The sequence below is a fragment of the Pseudomonas sp. CCI4.2 genome (assembly GCF_034350045.1).
GTDB lineage: Bacteria > Pseudomonadota > Gammaproteobacteria > Pseudomonadales > Pseudomonadaceae > Aquipseudomonas.
In genome coordinates this window covers 1734883-1753882 of the sequence record NZ_CP133781.1, presented here as the reverse complement: position 1 = coordinate 1753882, position 19000 = coordinate 1734883, and the positions used below count along the sequence as shown (strand labels likewise).

17 protein-coding genes are annotated in these 19000 nt (G+C 54.6%); 5 read left to right on the top strand and 12 right to left on the bottom strand.

Going from position 1 to position 19000, the window contains the following annotated elements; all coding sequences use genetic code 11:
• Positions 1-66: 66 nt before the first annotated feature.
• From RHM65_RS07835 to RHM65_RS07815, 5 genes are all read right to left on the bottom strand, one after another.
• Positions 67-1593 carry a hypothetical protein gene (locus tag RHM65_RS07835; protein WP_322184611.1) on the bottom strand — a complete coding sequence of 509 codons (1527 nt, stop codon included), beginning with the start codon at positions 1591-1593 and terminating at the stop codon, positions 67-69.
• Positions 1594-2451: 858 nt separating this feature from the next.
• A complete protein-coding gene (locus RHM65_RS07830) occupies positions 2452-2739 on the bottom strand; it encodes a type II toxin-antitoxin system RelE/ParE family toxin (RefSeq protein ID WP_322166502.1) in 288 nt (95 codons plus the stop codon).
• Complete coding sequence (locus RHM65_RS07825; protein WP_322166503.1) at positions 2729-2968, bottom strand: type II toxin-antitoxin system RelB/DinJ family antitoxin; 240 nt, start codon at positions 2966-2968, stop codon at positions 2729-2731. The genes RHM65_RS07830 and RHM65_RS07825 overlap by 11 nt, the downstream gene beginning before the upstream one ends.
• 566 nt (positions 2969-3534) lie before the next feature.
• Positions 3535-3876: a hypothetical protein gene (locus RHM65_RS07820; protein ID WP_322184610.1), complete on the bottom strand. Its 342-nt coding sequence runs from the start codon at positions 3874-3876 to the stop codon at positions 3535-3537.
• 218 nt (positions 3877-4094) lie between these two features.
• The gene (locus RHM65_RS07815; protein WP_322184609.1) at positions 4095-4475 is read right to left on the bottom strand and encodes a hypothetical protein; all 381 of its coding nucleotides are present in this window, start codon (positions 4473-4475) and stop codon (positions 4095-4097) included.
• A gap of 294 nt (positions 4476-4769) precedes the next feature.
• On the opposite strand from RHM65_RS07815, the gene RHM65_RS07810 reads away from it, so the two are divergent.
• The 5 genes from RHM65_RS07810 (at position 4770) to RHM65_RS07790 (ending at position 9764) form a co-directional block, all read left to right on the top strand.
• On the top strand, positions 4770-5042 hold the full coding sequence (locus RHM65_RS07810) for a hypothetical protein (RefSeq protein ID WP_322166506.1): 273 nt from the start codon (positions 4770-4772) through the stop codon (positions 5040-5042).
• Between the two features lie 429 nt (positions 5043-5471).
• Positions 5472-6488: an iron ABC transporter substrate-binding protein gene (locus RHM65_RS07805; RefSeq protein WP_322166507.1), complete on the top strand. Its 1017-nt coding sequence runs from the start codon at positions 5472-5474 to the stop codon at positions 6486-6488.
• A gap of 130 nt (positions 6489-6618) precedes the next feature.
• Positions 6619-8121 carry an ABC transporter permease gene (locus tag RHM65_RS07800; RefSeq protein ID WP_416194828.1) on the top strand — a complete coding sequence of 501 codons (1503 nt, stop codon included), beginning with the start codon at positions 6619-6621 and terminating at the stop codon, positions 8119-8121.
• Positions 8118-9170 carry an ABC transporter ATP-binding protein gene (locus tag RHM65_RS07795; RefSeq protein WP_322166508.1) on the top strand — a complete coding sequence of 351 codons (1053 nt, stop codon included), beginning with the start codon at positions 8118-8120 and terminating at the stop codon, positions 9168-9170. Before RHM65_RS07800 ends, RHM65_RS07795 begins: the two co-directional genes overlap by 4 nt.
• A gap of 120 nt (positions 9171-9290) precedes the next feature.
• Positions 9291-9764, top strand: a complete 474-nt coding sequence (locus RHM65_RS07790; RefSeq protein ID WP_322166509.1) for a DUF805 domain-containing protein — start codon at positions 9291-9293, stop codon at positions 9762-9764.
• A gap of 65 nt (positions 9765-9829) precedes the next feature.
• Here the strand turns inward: RHM65_RS07790 and RHM65_RS07785 are convergent, their stop codons facing one another.
• The 7 genes from RHM65_RS07785 to RHM65_RS07755 form a co-directional block, all read right to left on the bottom strand.
• Positions 9830-10789 carry a zinc-binding alcohol dehydrogenase family protein gene (locus tag RHM65_RS07785; RefSeq protein ID WP_322166510.1) on the bottom strand — a complete coding sequence of 320 codons (960 nt, stop codon included), beginning with the start codon at positions 10787-10789 and terminating at the stop codon, positions 9830-9832.
• 128 nt (positions 10790-10917) lie between these two features.
• On the bottom strand, positions 10918-11700 hold the full coding sequence (locus tag RHM65_RS07780; protein WP_322166511.1) for a helix-turn-helix transcriptional regulator: 783 nt from the start codon (positions 11698-11700) through the stop codon (positions 10918-10920).
• Positions 11701-11865: 165 nt separating this feature from the next.
• Positions 11866-13137, bottom strand: coding sequence for an OprD family porin (locus RHM65_RS07775; protein ID WP_322166512.1), 1272 nt, complete (start codon positions 13135-13137; stop codon positions 11866-11868).
• 208 nt (positions 13138-13345) lie between these two features.
• On the bottom strand, positions 13346-13549 hold the full coding sequence (locus tag RHM65_RS07770; protein WP_322166513.1) for a hypothetical protein: 204 nt from the start codon (positions 13547-13549) through the stop codon (positions 13346-13348).
• A gap of 142 nt (positions 13550-13691) precedes the next feature.
• The gene (aguA, locus tag RHM65_RS07765; RefSeq protein ID WP_322184608.1) at positions 13692-14798 is read right to left on the bottom strand and encodes an agmatine deiminase; all 1107 of its coding nucleotides are present in this window, start codon (positions 14796-14798) and stop codon (positions 13692-13694) included.
• 5 nt (positions 14799-14803) lie between these two features.
• Positions 14804-15682, bottom strand: a complete 879-nt coding sequence (aguB, locus tag RHM65_RS07760; protein WP_322166515.1) for an N-carbamoylputrescine amidase — start codon at positions 15680-15682, stop codon at positions 14804-14806.
• Between the two features lie 196 nt (positions 15683-15878).
• On the bottom strand, positions 15879-18791 hold the full coding sequence (locus RHM65_RS07755; protein WP_322184607.1) for an aminotransferase: 2913 nt from the start codon (positions 18789-18791) through the stop codon (positions 15879-15881).
• Positions 18792-19000 lie beyond the last annotated feature (209 nt).

Sequence of the window (19000 nt, the reverse complement as noted above, 5' to 3'; positions counted from 1 at the left end):
CCATACATCAATATTAAGATCCAATAAATACTTCGAGACTCTTAAATTCACGAACACCTGTAAGTATCACACCCTCCCTGTCGTCAAGAACATCTTCTGCTTAGAACCAGGAAATTTAGGTTCCCAATCTTTATCTCTAGCATCTCCAACATAGTGATATTCCGTCCCGGATATTATAATCTGAACACCTGTTGCACGTGAAAACACTTTAAGCGCATCAATATAGCGTCCTAGATCAACCCCATGCATTTCATGTTGCTTTGGAGTATCGAAGATGATGAACGATACTTTCCTTCTTTTAGAAAGCTCAAAACACTCCAGAAGCGCCGCATGATACGCAAGAATCACACGGAGCCGAGTACTCCCACCTAACTGAGCTAATCTCTCGTTGCCTAAAATTGGTACGAAATCCCCCTCAAATTTTATATCGCTAGAAACATTATTTGTATCTAGGATATCCATCCACTTAAGCATATTCTCTCTCAGCACACTTCTAAACCTGATGATGAGAGGACTACCTTGCCCAGTTTTTTCGAGCTCTTCCCTTCGGTTAATAGCTTCATCTTGAGCTGATAAAGCTCTAACATAACGATTTGAAATATCTTCGATCGACTCTAAAGATTTTTTATCCTGCTCCAGACCAAATATCCTCGACGTAATTTGGGTAATAGCCTCAACCAGCGCTTTTATATCTGAAGTATTAACCAAAGAATTTCGTCGTTCAGTAAGGCTTTGAGTCTGAGCTACTAACTCACCCCGGCGCAGATTTAATTGCTCACTCCTCCCACGCCCGATGTCAACATTGCGCTCCAGATCTTTTAACTGATCCTTTAAATAAAGTAAATTTTTCCCGTAAGAGTCAGAGCTGAATGAAAACAATTGACAGCCAGCAGAGTTGCAGATCTCCTCAAAAGAAGAAAATACTCTTTTCGCTTCTTCATTCAGGCTCAATGTATTGATTTCGGTTTGAATCTCTGCATGAATTCTTTGAAAGCTGCGGTCACGCTTTGAGATATCTCCTAGCTCCCGATCTAGAGACCGGATGGTTTCGTTATTCGACCCAATCAGTTCATCAATAGCGTCTGTGGAGGCAGTTTTATCTGCAGTACCGCTTTTTAGCTCTTCAAGCCTTTGGTACAAAGACTTGAGTTCCACATCTATTCCTAACGGATCCATAGATCCGTAGACATCTTTTGCTGACTCATATTCTTTTTTTAGTGCATATACTTGCTTATCGCGCTGTTCGAGTTCACGCTTGGCGTCAATCAGTTTCTTCTTCGCATCAAATGCGTTCTTCGGCGCCACGCCCAAAATAATTCGAATAGACTCGGAAAGCTGATCCTTTATAAAGGAAGCACTAGGGCTATAATACTTACGATATCCCTCCTCCTGATCTAAATAATAGATAGGGAGCAAAGCGGAGAAGTACGGCTGTGCTGCTTTTTTTTCATCACTAGAGACCAATGTAGGTATATCGAACCCTAACAACTCAAAAAGATATTTAGAGTAGTCAAGCTCATTTGAAAATTCGTGCTTAACTCCTGCAAAATCGGTTAAAACAACATCTAGTCCCGGTTTAAAATTACGACGCACAACATAGTTAAAATTATTGATTTCAAATTCTAACTCTGCACACAGACAGTTCTCGAGTATGTCATCTCGAAACTTACTTGGGTACCCTAGACTTACCAGAGACCTTCTTTCCAATCACGAAATCGTCATGGTAATCGCAAAAAATTCTATCAACCTCACCGCCCTCCAAAATCTCTAAGGCGGCGAGCGCGGCAGCTCGTATCTGAGCCCTATATCTTAAGAAGGTATCTCTACCAACTTGTTCGCGAGGCTTTGTTGAGTAAAAATCTTCAGTACTTTTCATGAAGTATCTACGAGTCCCTTCTCAGCTGAAATATCTTTCTCAAGTTTGGCTAGCGCATTCCATCGGCCAGTTACATATCTTTTGATGACTCCGACATGCGAACAATATTACTGGCCAGTAAGCTGAAATTTTTATTAGATGAGCTGGACCTTTTTCGGCTCCAACCACAAAGCACCGCCTACTGATTAGCTCACCAGTAGTCGAAAAGTTATCATTATGCCATTACACCTATCTACCGTAAGGATTCCACCTGGCACAGCAGCATACGCGTACCCTAAGCTTGTAAATCTGCGTTCGAGATAGGAATCAAGGATCCACATCACAGGAAGGAACTCCCGAGTTTGAATCCGTTTAAGTCCATAACTAGCTGATTTATTTATGGTTACGGATTGGGGTACGCCAAATTTTCCATTGAATTCCAGTCCCGCGGAAAACCTAGCCCCGCACCTAATTACCGTTCGTCTGGTGCCGCCATCGCGTTCCACTGAATGCTACGGAGCCCCACTCCCGTAATCATGCTCGCATTTTCACACAGCCTGACTCGGCGGGCTTTTCACTTATACGTTGCGTACTCGCTAACTTAACCGCTCAGCCGCTTTGCGATAAACCTGCTCACGCTCGCGCTTATCGACGGCCACCACGAACACCATGACCTCTTGGTCGATTACTTGATAAACCAGCCGATAGCCGCTGCTGCGCAGCTTGATCTTGTAGCAGTCAGGCAAGGCATGTAGACAGTTGGATTCAATGCGCGGATTGACCAGAATCGTGGCCAGCTTCTTCTTGAGTTGCTGGCGAACGGTATCCCCCAATTTGTGCCACTCCTTTAACGCCCGCGCATCGAATTCGAGGCTATAGGTCATCTAGTGAAACCTTAACCCGCTGGGGATTAGCCAGCCGCTCGCGAACCGTTGCGATCAAGGCTTCATCGTCCTCGGTCATCAAGATGGGCTTGAACGGTAGCTGACCGCGCTCTGCTACGTACTGCAAGGCTTGGCGCATCAGCTCAGAAGGGGTGACGCCGAGTTTTTCCAGCTCGTGGTAAGCACGCGCTTTGAGGTCGTCGTCGATACGGACATTGATGGACGCCATGGGATGGCCCTCACTGTAATGACATTAGTCTTTACAGTGAGGTAAAAACCTCATTTGGGCAAGCCTACAAACGGTTGGTTTTTACACAACTCACAGGGTTACGTGTGTCGCTCGCAGCTCTACGTACCGAGCACAGCACATGCTCACAGCTTACCAGTCCCCGATTCGATTCCACTGAAAGCCATAACTAGCTGATTTATTTATAGTTACTAGTTGGGGTACGCCGAATTTTCCAGCGAATTCCAGATCCGCAGAAAACCTAGCCTCGCCGCAAGCTACCGTTCGTCTGGTACCGCATCATACGCAGTAACTAGAATGGCTCACCGCAAGGTGGGCCTTTTTTGTGTGCATCGCTTTTCCCTGCATGTATTCGCGCGCCCCAGCGAACCGCGCTTCGCCCGCTGGAGAGCCTTCAATCTTAATGGCGGCACTTGGCAGATACCAAAAACCCGACCCGCGACTCGCGACTTGGCGAGGCTCTTGGATGGAGGGATACCCTGGGGATCTATTTCCCTAATATGCTTATGCCGACGCAATTGGTGAACGTTATTGCCAATCTATGAAGGTTACAAAATCAACTTAAGTAGACGGTCATTACGCAGGCGTTCGCTGCAAATAACGGGTCCAACAGCGTCCCGAAGAGCATTTTGCTTCTCTTCGCGAGTCGGATAAATCGGATGCCGGTAAGCAAGGTCCACGATCTTTTTTGTTTCAAGTCTCAGTTTCTGATCCTGCGCTTGACTGTCCACGACTTGGTAAACGCGGGCTTTGGGCATTCCGGCTTGCCTAGCCCTCATGAAGCCAGTCATAAGCTTGTTGTTTCTGCTGCATGGATCAGTGTTTTTGACTTCGCTTGCGTGCACGGCGAATGAAATCGACAAGGCTGCCAACAGGAATATCACTCTCATTTGCTACCCTCTCGCAGATGAAGGCGTTTTAGCACCACCTTAAGATTTGGCCATCGCCCGTACGGATGACTCCGACAATAAAAAACCCGACTCAGTGGCCGGGCTTTTTGCTGAATACCCTAGATGCGTACAGGGCAGATGGCGCGGGATAACCTCGCCCTTTTGCCCATCATTGTCAACGTGAACCTCAGACGGCATCGCCGACCGGTTGCTCCCCGTCACTCCGCCCCGACAAAATAATCGGGCCGCTTCGCCGTCTGCGAAATCACTCTATAAGTCTTGTCATCCGTAGCCCCCAGCAACTTTCTGCCATCCTTCAATGTTACCCAAAACGTAATCTCGGTCTCCTCACCTGCCAGAATTACCCCCGCCGCTGCGCCGAAAGGGCCTAGCACTAATGCGCCAGCCAGCCCGAGGCTAATGGCGTCTTCTATCTTTTTGTTTGATCCGGTGGTGGCGATTTCCAGGGATTTTACGGATGAAATCGGAATCGTGATTCCGGGCCAGGGATGGAGGGAGGTTTCGACGGTGATGACGCCGGCTTGGTACTCGCCCTCACCTTGGAGGAAGTCGCCTGCCAGAACTTTGATCTTGGCCATATTTATATCTCTCCTGCAGTCAGACAGAGAATTTTTAAGCTAAATATTGGCGCCCGATTTTCGTCATGGTCAACGGATGATGGACGAACTGTAACCCGGATAAACCGACGGTCGTGACTAACCGTTTCAGCGGCGCACAGATGTGTAACGGGTTAGGACGAACGGCAGTATGAGTGAACGGTTTTGTACTAATTTGAACCTGTGTACGGATCGTTTTAAATGAATTTCCATATTGAAAACTTCAGTTGGCAGCTTCTTCCGGCAGTAGGCTGATTACTGTGAATGGAGCTTTTTATGACTGCCGCTTTTGTGTTCGACCCGAATGCCGTTTATGACGTTAAAAACCCTGACGACGCGCATCCGATATGGCGCATTCAGGATCGAAAGGTTTACGCGTACCTTGAGCATGATCCGCGGCGGGACTGGAGCGGTGATATCGGAATTTTAGTGCTGTGCTTGCCCCGGCGCTTGGTTGATCACGATGGTCGCGATCTGGCGTTTATCGAAGGGAAGAACGTGCGATGTGTGGATGGGCGGGAGTTTTCGCTGGTGGTTGCGCGGGGGTAGATGTCCGGCCTGGGATGCTCATTGTGCATGAGATGCCTAGGGCTGCAATACGGTCGGCATGATCTTCAACCAGCAGGCAGGTCGCACCCATTATCAGAGTTTTGCTCATCTGACTTTCGTCACCTCTGTATGACGTGGAAGCAGACACGACTCAAACCTGAGTCCAGCCGCCCTCTACCGGGGTATCTGCGCCATTGCGACCGGCGTCGTGAATGGTCTGTACATGCAGGCCGCAGAAGTTCTCTCGAGAATTGAATGGACATTGCCAAGGGCGCAATGGCGTTCCGGCCAACACGAATTTCACTAAACCTGTGTTCAGATGCAAGCGCTGATGTTAATGCAAGCAATTCTTATTGCTGTATGATCAGCATGCCTGAAAACAGGGAACTCCCGACAGGCGCTTTTCTAATTTTGCGGAGCTGCCTCACGATGAATTCCCGTACCCCTTCTTTTGCCAAATTGGCCTTGCTGGTGACGTCCTTAATGGCCGCCGGCAGTGTGTTTGCCGCGCCAAGCGCTGACGGCATCACGGTTTACAACGCCCAGCACGAAAGCCTGACCCAAGCGTGGGTTGACGGTTTCACCCACGACACCGGCATCAAAGTGACCGTGCGCAACGGCGACGACAGTGAATTGGGCAACCAGATTATTCAAGAAGGTGCGGTCTCCCCGGCTGATGTGTTCTTGACCGAAAACTCACCGGCCATTGTGATGGTTGATAACGCCGGCTTATTCGCGCCGATCGCGCCGACCACGTTGTCTCAAGTGGACTCGGCCTACCGCCCAGCTCATGGCAAGTGGATTGGCATCGCCGCTCGCTCGACTGTTTTCGTGTACAACAAAGACAAAATGACCGCAGCTGACATGCCTAAGTCGCTGCTTGATTTGGCAAACCCAAGCTGGAAGGGCCGTTGGGCGGCATCGCCTTCTGGTGCAGACTTCCAAGCCATCGTCAGCGCCCTGCTTGAGCAGAAAGGCGAAGCAGCGACGCTGGATTGGTTGAAAGCGATGAAAACCAACTTCACCGCGTACCGTGGAAATGGCTCGGTGCTGAAAGCAGTGAACGCCGGTCAAGTCGACAGCGGCTTGATCTATCACTACTACCCACTGGTGGACCAATCGAAAACCGGTGAGAACAGCAATAAAGTCGGCCTGTACTACTTCAAACACAAAGACCCAGGCGCGTTCGTCAGCATCTCGGGCGGCGGTGTTCTGGCGTCCAGTAAACACAAAGAAGAAGCCCAGGCTTTCTTGAAGTGGGTCACCGGCAAAGACGGTCAGGCCATTTTGAAAAACGGTAAGTCGTTTGAATACGCCGTGGGCAAAGGCGCAGAATCCAATGCCAAACTGACCCCGCTCGCCGAACTGGATGCACCCGTCATTGACGCGTCCAAACTCGACAGCAAAAAAGTGGTTGAACTGATGACTAAAGCCGGGCTGCTGTAACGTTATGGCGGAGCACATTTCAAGTGTCGCAGTCGAGGCGTCGGAAGTTGCCGGAGTGACTCTCAACGTCATTCCGGCCTGCGCCCATAAAGGACGGCCCCGCTCACCCGTCGGCCGTCCTGCTACATGGATTGTTGTGGCGTCTGTTCTGGTTTCATTGTTGGCCTTGTTGCCTCTCGGATTCGTTGTTGGCATTTCCTTCCAGACCGGCTGGGCCACTGTCGTGGAGCTGGTCTTTCGACCCAAAGTCGGTGAATTGCTGGTTAATACCGTGTTGCTGGTCGTGCTCACGGTGCCGTTATGCGTTGCGCTCGGTGTGGCGCTGGCGTGGTTGACCGAGCGCAGCGACCTGCCTTTTCGACGCGCATGGTCTTTACTCGCGGTCGCCCCCCTCGCCGTGCCAGCGTTTGTACACAGTTACGCATGGGTCAGTCTCGTGCCATCGATTCACGGGCTGTTTGCCGGGGTATTGGTTTCGGTCATCGCCTATTTTCCTTTCCTTTACCTGCCAGCTGCTGCGGCGTTACGACGCCTGGATCCAGGTATCGAGGACGTTGCGCAATCGCTGGGCTTAAAACCCTGGGCGGTGTTCTTGCGCGTCGTACTGCCGCAACTACGCCTGGCGATTTGGGGCGGGTCATTACTGGTCGGGCTGCACTTGCTGGCCGAATACGGTCTGTACGCCATGGTGCGTTTTGACACCTTCACCACGGCGATTTTCGATCAGTTCCAGTCATCCTTTAACGGCCCTGCCGCAAACATGCTGGCCGGCGTGTTAGCGCTGTGTTGCCTCGCGATGCTGACTTTTGAATCGGCAACCCGTGGCAAGGCCCGTTATGCGCGGGTCGGCTCGGGCAGCGCGCGTCCGCAACGGATCTGCACCCTGAACCGCAAAACCACTGCCTTGGCGCTGCTGTTGCCGATTGCGGCGACTGCGCTAGCGCTGGGCGTGCCACTGATTACGCTGGGTAAATGGCTGATCGCTGGCGGCGCTGGCGTATGGCGGATGGACACTCTTCTTCCGGCGCTGGAGCAAACGTTGGTGCTGGCCAGTACCGGCGCGATCCTTACCACCTGCGCGGCAATCCCCATTGCATGGCTGTCGGTTCGCTCTCCGGGACGCTTGCATCGTCTGCTGGAAAGCTGCAATTACATCACCAGTTCGTTGCCCGGCATTGTCGTCGCCTTGGCGTTGGTGACCGTTACCATCAAGTTCGCCCGACCGATTTATCAAACGGCAATCACCGTACTGCTGGCCTACGTGCTGATGTTCTTGCCAAGGGCGTTGGTCAACCTGCGCGCGGGTATCGCGCAAGCACCGGTGGAGTTGGAAAACATGGCCCGCAGTCTTGGCCGCTCACCGCTTCAAGCGCTGTGGGTGATTACCCTGCGCCTTGCCTCACCCGGTGCCGCCGCCGGCGTCGCGCTGGTGTTTCTCGCCATCACCAATGAACTGACCGCCACCCTGCTGCTCGCACCAAACGGCACGCGCACACTGGCGACCGGTTTTTGGGCCATGACCAGCGAAATCGACTACGCGGCGGCGGCGCCGTACGCACTGATCATGGTCCTGCTGTCGCTTCCGTTGACGGCGCTTCTTTACTATCAATCCAAACGCACGGCAGGCCGATGAGCTCTCTTGAATTAAACGCTGTCAGCAAATCCTTTGGCTCGCTGCCGGCTGTGGATAACGTCAGCTTGTCGGTGCCCGAAGGCAGCCGCACCGCCATTGTCGGCCCTTCCGGCTCCGGTAAAACCACGCTGCTCAGGATGATTGCAGGCTTTGAGTTTCCCGACTCTGGCAGCATCACGCTGAACGGCACTCCGCTGGTGGACGGCCCGATTGAAGTGCCGGCTCATCAGCGTTTGATCGGCTACGTCCCACAGGACGGCGCGCTGTTTCCGCACATGACGGTCGCCGCCAACATCGGCTTCGGATTGCCCGGTAACGCCGCGTCGAAACAGCAGCGCATTCACGAGTTGATGCACATGGTTGCCCTCGACACCCGCATGCTGCCGCGCTGGCCCCACGAATTATCCGGCGGTCAACAGCAACGCGTCGCCCTCGCTCGCGCCTTGGCCCAACGACCAAAATTGATGCTGCTGGACGAACCATTTTCCGCCCTCGACACGGGCCTGCGCGCCTCCATGCGCAAGGCCGTCGCCAAGCTGCTGTCGGACGCAGGCGTGACCACCATCCTCGTGACCCACGACCAGGCCGAAGCCCTCTCTTTCGCCAACCAGTTGGCGGTCATGCGCCAAGGCAAGCTGATCCAGGTCGGCGCACCCATGGACCTTTACCTACGCCCTCGCGACGAAGAAACCGCGCATTTTCTCGGCGACGCGGTGGTATTGCCCGCCACGGTTGAAGGGGGATGGGCGACGTGTGAACTGGGTCAGGTTTCAGTGGCGAACAGCGCGTTTCGAGGTGCCGGGCGCATCATGCTGCGCCCGGAACAGATTGAACTGTCGGCGTCACATGAATCAGGCGAAGGGTGTTTGGGTGTTGTTACCGAGAGTGATTTTGGCGGCAATGCGTGCCTGCTGACGGTCCGGCTGAAAACGGCATCGCCCGCCCGTGAATTGTTAGTTCGCAGCTTGAGCGTTCATGCGCCGATGGTGGGGAGCACGGTTGAGATTAGGGTTGTCGGACGTGGGCATGTGTTGGGTGGGGTTCGGTAAATAGTAGGCGTCTCAGTTATCAGGAAAATTATCGAATTGAGCAACACGCGATTGCGAATGTGCTGATATGCCACTATCGTGGCGGCCTGTTTTAGCCAGTCAACAACAAAGGAGTTGTATATGAGCATGGTGCGCTGTCATGGCTGCAATAAGGAAATTCACACGTCGGCACTGGCCTGCCCAAACTGTGGCGCCCAGCAGGCGAATCCATACAGCATTGGCACAGCCAATCTTGAAATAAGTGCTGCGGACAGAAAACGCGGCTTCTTTGATTGGTATCTGGACTGCCTAAAGCAATACGCAGTATTCAGCGGCCGAGCAACTCGCCAAGAGTATTGGATGTTCATTTTGGTGAACATCATCATCAGCATCGCAGTAATGGTCGTCGCACGTTTTTTACATGCCCCGTTATTGGCGACCCTCTATGACCTCGCCTTGTTTATTCCCGGTTTGGCAATTGCCGTCCGCCGACTTCACGACACGGATCGAAGCGGCTGGTGGATTCTTCTGCCTTTCGTCAATATCGTCTTCCTGGCGTTGGCGGGACACCCGGAAAACAATCGATTCGGTCCAGGTCGCAAGATGGTTGCCTGACCTTTAGCCCGAAACACCTGAACAAGGCCCACCAACTACGGGGCCTTGTTTCTGGCTCAGTTACTTCAAAACACAAACACCACCTTATCCGCACCGCCCTTATTCACTTCCTCATACCGTGCCAATCCTTCGCTCAACGACGACTCAAAAATCCCGGTAGGCAACGGCATTAAGCCCTCATCAAAGAACCGCCCGAACTGATTGAGCATCCCGGCGCAGGCTTCAGTTCCGTAGAGCAGCGTGTTGATCCCCACTACTGAACCACCTTTGCGATACAGCGCCAGGGTCGGCATCTGCACCTGACCGTCCACCGGGGCCGCGATGATGGCTATACGGCCTAAAGTGGCCAAGGCAGCAACGGCAGCAGGAAGCCAAAAACCCGTGGTGTCGAAGATGACGTCGGCACCGCCGGGGAAGACCGCGTTGACTTGGGCGCCGAGGTCTTCAGGTTTGTCCAAGAGGATGGCGTCGAAACCGTCGGCTTTCAGTACGCAGATCTGCTCAGGTCGACGCACCGCACCGAGTACTTGAGCGCCGAGAACTTTACCCAACGCCAGGGCGGCGCTGCCTACTGCGCCATTGGCACCAATCACTAACAGCCGAGTGCCAGTCTCGACGAGGCTGCGCTCTAGGGCGTTCCACGCAGTGGTCAATGGCACGCCGAGGCTGGCGGCCTGAACGAAACTCAGGGCTTTAGGTTTTGGCGCAACGCCTTTGGCCGGTAGGGTCAGGTATTCAGCGTGGGAGCCGTCGCGAAAGAAGCCCGGTTCTTTGCCGGTGCCCCAAACTTCCTGGCCGAGCATTTCCTGCGGGCCTTCGATAACGACGCCCGCAAAGTCACGGCCGGGAATGCGCGGCATCGTGGTGTAGGGAAAACGACCGAGGACGTTTTTCACATCACTGGGATTGAGCCCGGCAGCCTTTACCTGGACCAACACTTCGTTTTCAGCAGGCACGGGCTGGGGAACATCTATGTACTGCAAGGCGGAAAGGTCGCCGGTCTTGGCAAATTGCAGGGCTTTCATGATGACTCCGGGGACCAAGCGCCCGTAAAGGACGCCACTGTGGTGAGAATCCCAGAGTGTAGGTATTGCCTTGAAAGCCTGTCGGCCAAGTGCTTTCGAATCTCTGCCAAAAAGGCGCCGGCCCGGCGCTATGCCATGCGCTCGCCGATTGGGTACTGAGATGGGCTGACCCCGAGTTCACGTCGAAACATGTCGCTAAAGCTACTGGGCGAATACCCTAGCTGACGCGCAATCACGCTAATCGGCACGCCTTGAATCAGCTCGGCCACCGCAGTTGCCAGTTGCACCTGTCGCCGCCATTCAGCGAAACCCATGCCTAGCGCGCTCTGAAACAACCGAGCCAATGTGCGCACGCTGGCGCCAGCATTTTCAGCATGTTGCTCGAAAGGGACGTCCAGCGATGGTGAACTCATGACCGCCTGGCACAGGTTGATCAAGCGCCGATCAGAGCTGTCCGGCAGGGGAATTTTCAGCAACGTCCGCTTGGCGCGCTGCAACTCCAGCAGCGCAAGGCCAACCACGGCTTCGTAGTAATCAAGGCCTTGTTGGTCAGGGCCTTGCTCCACCAAATTGAGGATCAGCTCACGCAACAGCCGTCCGACTTCGATGACCTGCACGGTATTCTCCAGCGTCGCGGCAATCGCTGGGCGCAGGTAGATGTTGCGCATCTCAAGGTCCGACACCACACGAATTCCATGCACCACCCCCGGCGGCAACCAGACCGCGCGCTGCGGCGGCACCACCAAGGCTTCGTTGGGAGTTTCGACCCACATCACCCCGGACATCGCGTACAACACCTGTCCCCAAACATGCTCATGCGGCTCGATGTAAAGACCACGCGGATACGTCCGCGCCAACGGCTGCACCGGCACGGCGATGTCACTGAGATCAGGGGGCGTAGCAAGGGCCATTGCGGTGACTGGCGAATGAGAGGTCAGCGCATGGTAGCGATGGCAGGCAGAGAAGCCAATGCGGGGCGTACGCCAAACAACTGTAGTAGCCAACTTGTTGGCGAGACTGACATTGCCTCGCCAACAAGTTGGCTCCTACAGGGATTGGTTTAACTCACTCACACATCAAAAAATGCTGATCGGATAGTCCACGAAGACACGGGTTTCGTTACCTTCGCTGTTGTAGGCACTGGCGTTGTCAGAGACGCGCAAGAACGAGTTCCGCAAACGTACTGACAGGTTTTTCGCCGGGCCGCTTTGCACGACGTATTTCAATTGGCTGTAGATTTCGCGCTCTTCGCCGTTGCCTCGGCCGGTGCCGTCGTCGATGTTGGTGCCGCGAACATAGGCCGTGTGGTACGTCAGGCCGGGCAGCAAAAGGCCACCGAGGTCGATGCCGTAGCCCAACTGCCAAGAGCGCTCGTCTTTGCCGTTGAAGTCGGACCAGTACGAGTTAGCGAGGTAGATGGAGTTGCCACCGTCACCCGTGCCGCCCGCGTTGCGATAGCCGCCGTACGTGTAACCGGTATCGCCCGTGCTGCGCTGATGGGCGATGGTGAACGAGTGGATGCCCCGAGCGTAAGTCGCGGCCAAGCTCCAGATTTTGTTGTCGCGTGCGTCATCGACGGCGAAATCTTTGTCCAGCTTGGTTTTGTAGCCGTTGAAATCGAACGTCAGCGACTGGTCTTTCTCAATGGCAAACACGTAGTTCAGGTTGATGTACTGCTTCTTCAACACGTCTTCGTCGTTCGAGCCGTAAAACGCAGCGCTGAACGCGTCAGTGAACTTATAACTACCGCCATAGACATTGATCGACTTCAGGTCACCGCTGTCACGACCTTCGGCGCTTTTACGCGACTCAGCCGTGAAGTGACCCGCGTTCAACTCAAGTCCGTTGATTTCTTTGGAGGTAATGAACGTGCCGGTGTAGCTCTCGGACAGCAGACGCGAGTTGTCGTAACTCAGCACCGGCAGTTCCGGCATCTGGTCGCCGTACTTGATCACGGTGTTAGAGAAGCGGGCCTTGATTGCGCCGCCAGCTTTAGACAAATCGTCAGCGGCATTGCCGTTGCTGTCTTTCTTGAAGAAGTCGATACCGCCCGCGCCGCTGCTGCCTTTTCCGCCGTCAAGGCGTAAGGCGTACTCAGCGAAAGCATCGACACCAAAGCCGATGGTGCCTTGAGTGAAACCCGACGCGAAGTTAGCGGTTGCCGCTTGGCCCCACTCGGATTTGTCTTGCTGGCCGTCTTTGTAATCACGGTTGATATAGGCGTTGCGCAACGCCAGGTTCAGGCTGCTGTCGTCGACAAAGCCCTTGGAGTCATCTTGCCCACTGGCCATTGCCTGAGTGGCGCACATGACGCTAAACGCGACCATGCCAATACGTAGCTTCAACATCTTGTTTTCCTTATTACGAGTTGATCACGCGCTGTGGCCAAGGCCAAACAGGAGTTTGCGGCCTTTACATCGAGTCAAAAAAGACAGACTCGGAAGGCCCGCACGAAATCATCGCAGTGGACTACTGATGCTACGTACATGGCGGCTGGCCACAGGCGGGGGACGAATCCTAGCGGTGGGTCGCCCAGGGTGTCAATTTTTGCAGCCTTTAGCGATCCAGAATCCGGATCAATGCCTCAAGCTCTGCGTCGCTGATCAGCCCGATGGGATAGCGCGCCATGAGCAGTTGTCGAGAGTCGATTTTTGGAACCAGCGGTGATTGGGTTGTCCTTAACCAGTCCGCCATCATCTGGGGCGATTCGCTACTTGCAGACACACTGCGAGCTGACTGCTGCCCGATACCTGCGTTCATGTTGGACAACCTCTTGAGCCTTGAGCAGCTAATTTACCCGTGCTTTGTGACAGCCCTGCTAAAGGCCATACAAGCCATCAAAATGGCGCCAATAAAAAAGCCCACCATCGGATGAGCTTTAGATAGCAAGAACAAGACCAACTCAAACTTTGTGCGGCGCCGGTTGCTGCTGGGTCAAGCAGTGGATATTGCCACCGCCCAGTAACAGTTCGCGGCCTGGCACCATGACCACCTCATGTTCGGGGAACAACTGCTGAAGGATTTCACGCGCGACTTCATCGAGCGGGTCGTCGAACCGTGGCGCAATCAGGCCGCCATTGACGATTAGAAAGTTGACGTATGAACCGGCCAGACGCACCAAAGGGTTGCGCTCCTGACTACCGTGCACCTGATCGACACCCGCGCATTCTTCCTCGGTTGCAAACAGCGGACCGGGAATCGGCATTTTGTGCACGATCAACGGTCGGCCTTTCGCATCACGGCTGTTTTCCAGGACGCCCATGGCCGCTTGGCAACGTAGGAAGTTAAGATCTTTCGGGTCATCCGTCCAAGCAAGTAACACTTCGCCAGGCTGCACGAAGCAACAGAAGTTATCCACATGACCGTCGGTTTCGTCGTTGTATAAACCTTCTGGCAGCCAGATGATTTTCTCAACCGACAGCTGATCCTGCAGCACGCTCTCGATCTGTTCGCGAGACAGGTGTGGATTACGGTTGCGGTTGAGCAGGCACTCCTCAGTGGTGATCAGCGTGCCTTCTCCATCCACATGGATCGAGCCACCCTCAAGCACGAAACCCTCTGTTTCGTAACGCGGACACCGTTCGATTTCCAGAATCTTGGTGGCGACTTGCTCATCAAGGTTCCACGGCGCATACAACCCACCATCAAAACCGCCCCAAGCATTGAAATCCCAATCAACGCCGCGCACTTCACCTTTGTTGTTGATGACGAAGGTGGGGCCGGTGTCGCGCACCCAGGCATCGTTGTTGCTGATTTCCACCACGCGGATGTTCGGCATATCGAGGTGCGCACGAGCGTTGTCGTATTGCGCCGCTGAAACGCCCACGGTCACCGGCTCGAAACGAGCGATGGCTTTGGCCACGGCCACGTGCGCGTGCTGGACAGCCTTGCCGCCCAAACGCCAGTTGTCCGGCCGCTCAGGCCAGATCATCCAGGTCTGGGTTTGCTGCGCCCATTCGGCGGGCATATAGAAGCCATCAGCGCGCGGGGTACTTTTCAGCGTCGTCATGGCGATCAGGACTCCAAAGAACCGTCGAGGGTTTTTATCGCGCCGTACAGGTTAGGACGACGATCACGGAACGTGCCCCATGCGCTGCGGATGTGTTCAAGCTCGTCTAGATCGAAGCTGTGAACAATCACCCCTTCTTCGGTTTCATTGAGTTCCGCGACTTTCTCACCGAACTGGTTGGCAATAAACGACGAGCCATAAAAGGTGATGTCGTAGCCGTCTTGCTCTTCATTGCCGATACGGTTGCTGGCGACCAGCGGCATCAAGTTCGCGCCGGCATGGCCCTGCTGCACACGCTGCCAGTGATCCCGGGACGTGATGGTTTTGTCGTGGGGTTCGCTGCCGATGGCCGTGGGGTAAAACAGAATGTCGGCGCCAAGCAATGCCATGCACCGGGCGGTTTCCGGGAACCACTGATCCCAGCAAATACCGACGCCAATTTTCGCGTAGCGGGTCTGCCAGACCTTGAAGCCAGTGTCGCCCGGATTGAAGTAATACTTTTCGTGATAGCCAGGACCGTCCGGGATATGGCTTTTGCGGTAAATCCCGAGGTTGGTGCCGTCGGCGTCGAGAATTACGACGCTGTTAAAACGTGCGCGGCCAGCCAGTTCAAAGAAGCTGATCGGCAAAACGACCTGCAATTCTTTGGCGATTTTCTGGAAGTGCTTGATCGCGACGTTGTCTTCCATCGGCGTCGCCAGCTGCAAGTAGTCCGGGTTCGGCTTCTGACAAAAATACGGGGCTTCGAACAGCTCCTGAATCAGGATGATCTGCGCGCCCTTGGCCGCAGCGTCGCGTACCAGTTTTTCGGCGGTCTCGATGTTGGCTTCCAGGTCCCAGGAACAAGCCATCTGGGTGGCGGCGACGGTAACGATACGGCTCATGGAACATTCCTCCTGGGCAAAATATGACGGGATCATCACCTTAGCAAACAGCCCGTGACAATATGGAAGACTTTATAGCCGATAAAAATCGGCATATAAAGTCATAAATATCGTGAATCGACAATAAAACACATTTTTAACAGATAAAAATCTGTCATCTGTAGGAGCCAACTTGCTGGCCCCTACAGATAGTGCGTCAGCCCAGCTCATCCAACACCTTGGACACGGTCTCAACAAAGAATTCCACGCTGTCCCGAGTGGTACACATCGGCGGCTTGATCTTGAGGATGTTCAAATAATCCCCCGTAGGCTGCATGAATATCCCCAATTCACGCAGCCGCTCACACAGGTAAGTCGTTTCTTCGGTGGCAGGTTCGAGGGTGTCACGATTGCGGACCAACTCTACCCCCAAATAAAACCCCGATCCGTGCACCGCCCCCACCAATGGATGTTTATCGATCAATGCTGTGAGGCGGCTTTTAAAATGATCGCCGACGACCTTGGCGTTCTCCCACAGCTGTTCCTTGTCCATCACGTCGAGAACAGCCAACCCGATACGACAGCTGACCGGGCTACCGCCCGAAGAGGAAAAGAAATAACCCTCAGCCTCCAGCGCTTCAGCGATCTCTCGGCGCGTAATCACCGCGCCTAACGGATGACCGTTGCCCATGCCTTTGGCCATGGTAATGATGTCCGGGATCACGCCCTGCTCTTCAAAACCCCAAAAAAAATCACCCAAACGGCCGTACCCAACCTGTACCTCGTCAGCGATGCACACGCCGCCTTGCGCGCGAACCTTGGCGTAGACCTGCTGCAAGTAACCCGGAGGCAGCGAGATTGCGCCCGCATTGCCGTACACCGGTTCGCAGATGAAGCCCGCGACCTGACGTGTTTGCTCGGCGAGTTTGGCCAGGGTGAGCTCAACGCTGCGCACGTAGTCCGACGCGCTGTCGTCACCTCGAAACTCACCCCGATAGGTATTTGGCGCCGTGACCGGATGCACCCAATCAGGCCGCGTGCTCAGCGCTTGCGGGTTGTCGGCAATCGAGGTGGAAATTGCATCCGTCGCCACCGACCAACCGTGATACGCCTCCAATACGCTGAGCATGTCGCGTCCGCCGCTGTAGGCCCAGGCCAGACGAATCGCCAAATCATTCGCTTCAGTGCCGCTGTTAACCAGAAATACCCGGTCCATGGCGTCCGGCGCCAGCTCAAGCAAGCGCTCGGAAAACTCAGCGATGGCGGCATAATGAAAACGCGAATTAGTGTTCAGTAATGACCATTGTTTAGCGGCCTCGGCAGCCATGCGCGGATGACCGTGGCCCAGCACCGCAACGTTATTAAGCATGTCCAGATAAGACCGACCCTGCATGTCGATCAGGTGATTGCGCCAGCCGCGTTCGATCTGTGGCGGCGCTTGGTAATAGTGCTTTTGTGAGCGCGCGAAACTGGCGTCACGTCGCGCCAACAGTCCCCTGGCGTCTGGAATCGGCGGCGCATCGCACTCAAAACCCAGCAGTGCTGCGGGCGAAGGGCACATCGCTCGCCATGCCGGAACCCAGGCAGGAGCGCAAAACAGCGGCGGGCTAAGTTCGGCACTACGGCACAGTTGGACCATCAACGAACCGCCGCCCTCGCCCAATGCCTGACCTGCACACACGGTCGCGCCTGAAACCATCGATGAGGCCAACCCCCACAGCCGCACCGTCATCTCGTCGTTTACTAGCCAAAAACCGGCGTCGGCGGCCAAGCGCACGGTTCCGGCGAACGGCGCATGCACCGAAGTCCCCACCGGTAAGTGCAATTGGACATGCAAAGCGAATGTGTCGGGAGCTTTGGAGGCATTAATCTTGGTACGTGATAGCCGGTACTCGCCGTAGCGAGTGGCCGCCAAACCGGTCTTAATCCCTAAGTCTGTCAGCAGTCGCTCATCGATGCCGCTCTGCTCCCAGTTACCGGCGTCGAAATGCGGACTGAGCACGCCCAAATCGATTCTCGCGAATTCGCGCCCGTTCAAACTCGGCAGCAATGGCTGGAACGTCGGCATATCGGCGTTAAGCAACTCAACGCCGACAGCCTCCAAAATGGCCGCTTCCATCAACTCAAGCGGTACCGAGGTCGCCAGATCGAAAATGGCCCACTCACTGTGGAGATTGGCCTGTATATAGCTATTGCCCGGTTCAACGCTGGCTTGCTGTTCACTGCTCAACACCAGAATCGCAGCACGGCAAACGATCAATGGCCACAGCGCCTGCAACTCTTCTGATTGCAGCGGATTGACTGCCTGATAAGCCTCAATCGCAGGGAGGATGTACAGCGGATCACCGTCGGCATGCTGCAACAGTGCCGCACAGGTCACCGACAAATCCGCCACTCGCCACGTCGTGACCACATCGCCAAAATCGATCAGCCCCTTTAGCTGCCACTGACGCTGCCCATCGCGTTTCCAGACCACGTTGTATTCAGTGATATCGAGATGAACCGCCTGCACCGGCAGCTTCACCAACAACGGTCGCAATCGTCGCTGTGCCTGCCTCGTTACCTGATCGATTAAATCCCGCTCTTCAGGGTTTTTAATCACCGGCAATAGATGCTTGATCAGGGCCTGGGCATGTCGCGGGTCCCACTGCAGCGTGCGCTCCAGCCCCGGATGCTGAAAGTTTGCCAGCGCCCGATCGACGCGGGCGCACAGCTCACCGAGACCCACCACCACATCGCTGCTCAAGTGTGAGACGTGCCCCAAGGACTGGCCGTCGATGAATTCAAGCACGCGGACATGTACCGCTTGGCCCCCGACCTCAACCGACAATAACTCGTTGCCGTCACGCGCAGGGATCACGTGGGGCACTCGAATCCCGGACGCCGCAGCCAAATGGGCCAGCGCCGCATGCTGCGCCTGAAGCTCCAACGGCAAATAGTCACCGTGGCAAATTTTCAGGACATAACGCCCCGTATCGCAGTCGAGTAGGTAGTTACGGTCTTGCTGGCTGCCCAGCTCTTTGAGGGTTCCGCTCAATCCGTAGTGCCGAGCAAGCAAGTGTCCCGCCTGTTCGGCACTGACCTCGGGGCACGGCAGACTGGATCGGCGAATAAGCGCGGCGAGCGGCATACAGAAATATCCATGGGCTTTGTTTGCTGCTTATATCGCCTGCTGAAGCGGTAATGCGCAAGAGGGAGGTTTTTGACCCAATGCTTGGGCGATGCGCACGATAGAAGAATATAAAATTCATACCAGATAAATCAGAATGTTAGGAATAACAGCCCGTGACGCGGCGGTTTTATGACGCATTTGCCCACCCTCATCATTTATATTCATCA

Bases quoted from the DNA above. Each gene is read 5' to 3' on its own strand.
- aguB (WP_322166515.1), bottom strand. From the start codon at position 15,682: ATGAGCCGTATCGTTACCGTCGCCGCCACCCAGATGGCTTGTTCCTGG.
- RHM65_RS07810 (WP_322166506.1), top strand. From the start codon at position 4,770: ATGACTGCCGCTTTTGTGTTCGACCCGAATGCCGTTTATGACGTTAAA.
- RHM65_RS07780 (WP_322166511.1), bottom strand. From the start codon at position 11,700: ATGGCCCTTGCTACGCCCCCTGATCTCAGTGACATCGCCGTGCCGGTG.
- RHM65_RS07815 (WP_322184609.1), bottom strand. From the start codon at position 4,475: ATGGCCAAGATCAAAGTTCTGGCAGGCGACTTCCTCCAAGGTGAGGGC.
- RHM65_RS07790 (WP_322166509.1), top strand. From the start codon at position 9,291: ATGAGCATGGTGCGCTGTCATGGCTGCAATAAGGAAATTCACACGTCG.
- RHM65_RS07755 (WP_322184607.1), bottom strand. From the start codon at position 18,791: ATGCCGCTCGCCGCGCTTATTCGCCGATCCAGTCTGCCGTGCCCCGAG.
- RHM65_RS07830 (WP_322166502.1), bottom strand. From the start codon at position 2,739: ATGACCTATAGCCTCGAATTCGATGCGCGGGCGTTAAAGGAGTGGCAC.
- RHM65_RS07795 (WP_322166508.1), top strand. From the start codon at position 8,118: ATGAGCTCTCTTGAATTAAACGCTGTCAGCAAATCCTTTGGCTCGCTG.
- RHM65_RS07820 (WP_322184610.1), bottom strand. From the start codon at position 3,876: ATGAGAGTGATATTCCTGTTGGCAGCCTTGTCGATTTCATTCGCCGTG.
- aguA (WP_322184608.1), bottom strand. From the start codon at position 14,798: ATGACGACGCTGAAAAGTACCCCGCGCGCTGATGGCTTCTATATGCCC.
- RHM65_RS07785 (WP_322166510.1), bottom strand. From the start codon at position 10,789: ATGAAAGCCCTGCAATTTGCCAAGACCGGCGACCTTTCCGCCTTGCAG.
- RHM65_RS07825 (WP_322166503.1), bottom strand. From the start codon at position 2,968: ATGGCGTCCATCAATGTCCGTATCGACGACGACCTCAAAGCGCGTGCT.
- RHM65_RS07770 (WP_322166513.1), bottom strand. From the start codon at position 13,549: ATGAACGCAGGTATCGGGCAGCAGTCAGCTCGCAGTGTGTCTGCAAGT.
- RHM65_RS07805 (WP_322166507.1), top strand. From the start codon at position 5,472: ATGAATTCCCGTACCCCTTCTTTTGCCAAATTGGCCTTGCTGGTGACG.
- RHM65_RS07775 (WP_322166512.1), bottom strand. From the start codon at position 13,137: ATGTTGAAGCTACGTATTGGCATGGTCGCGTTTAGCGTCATGTGCGCC.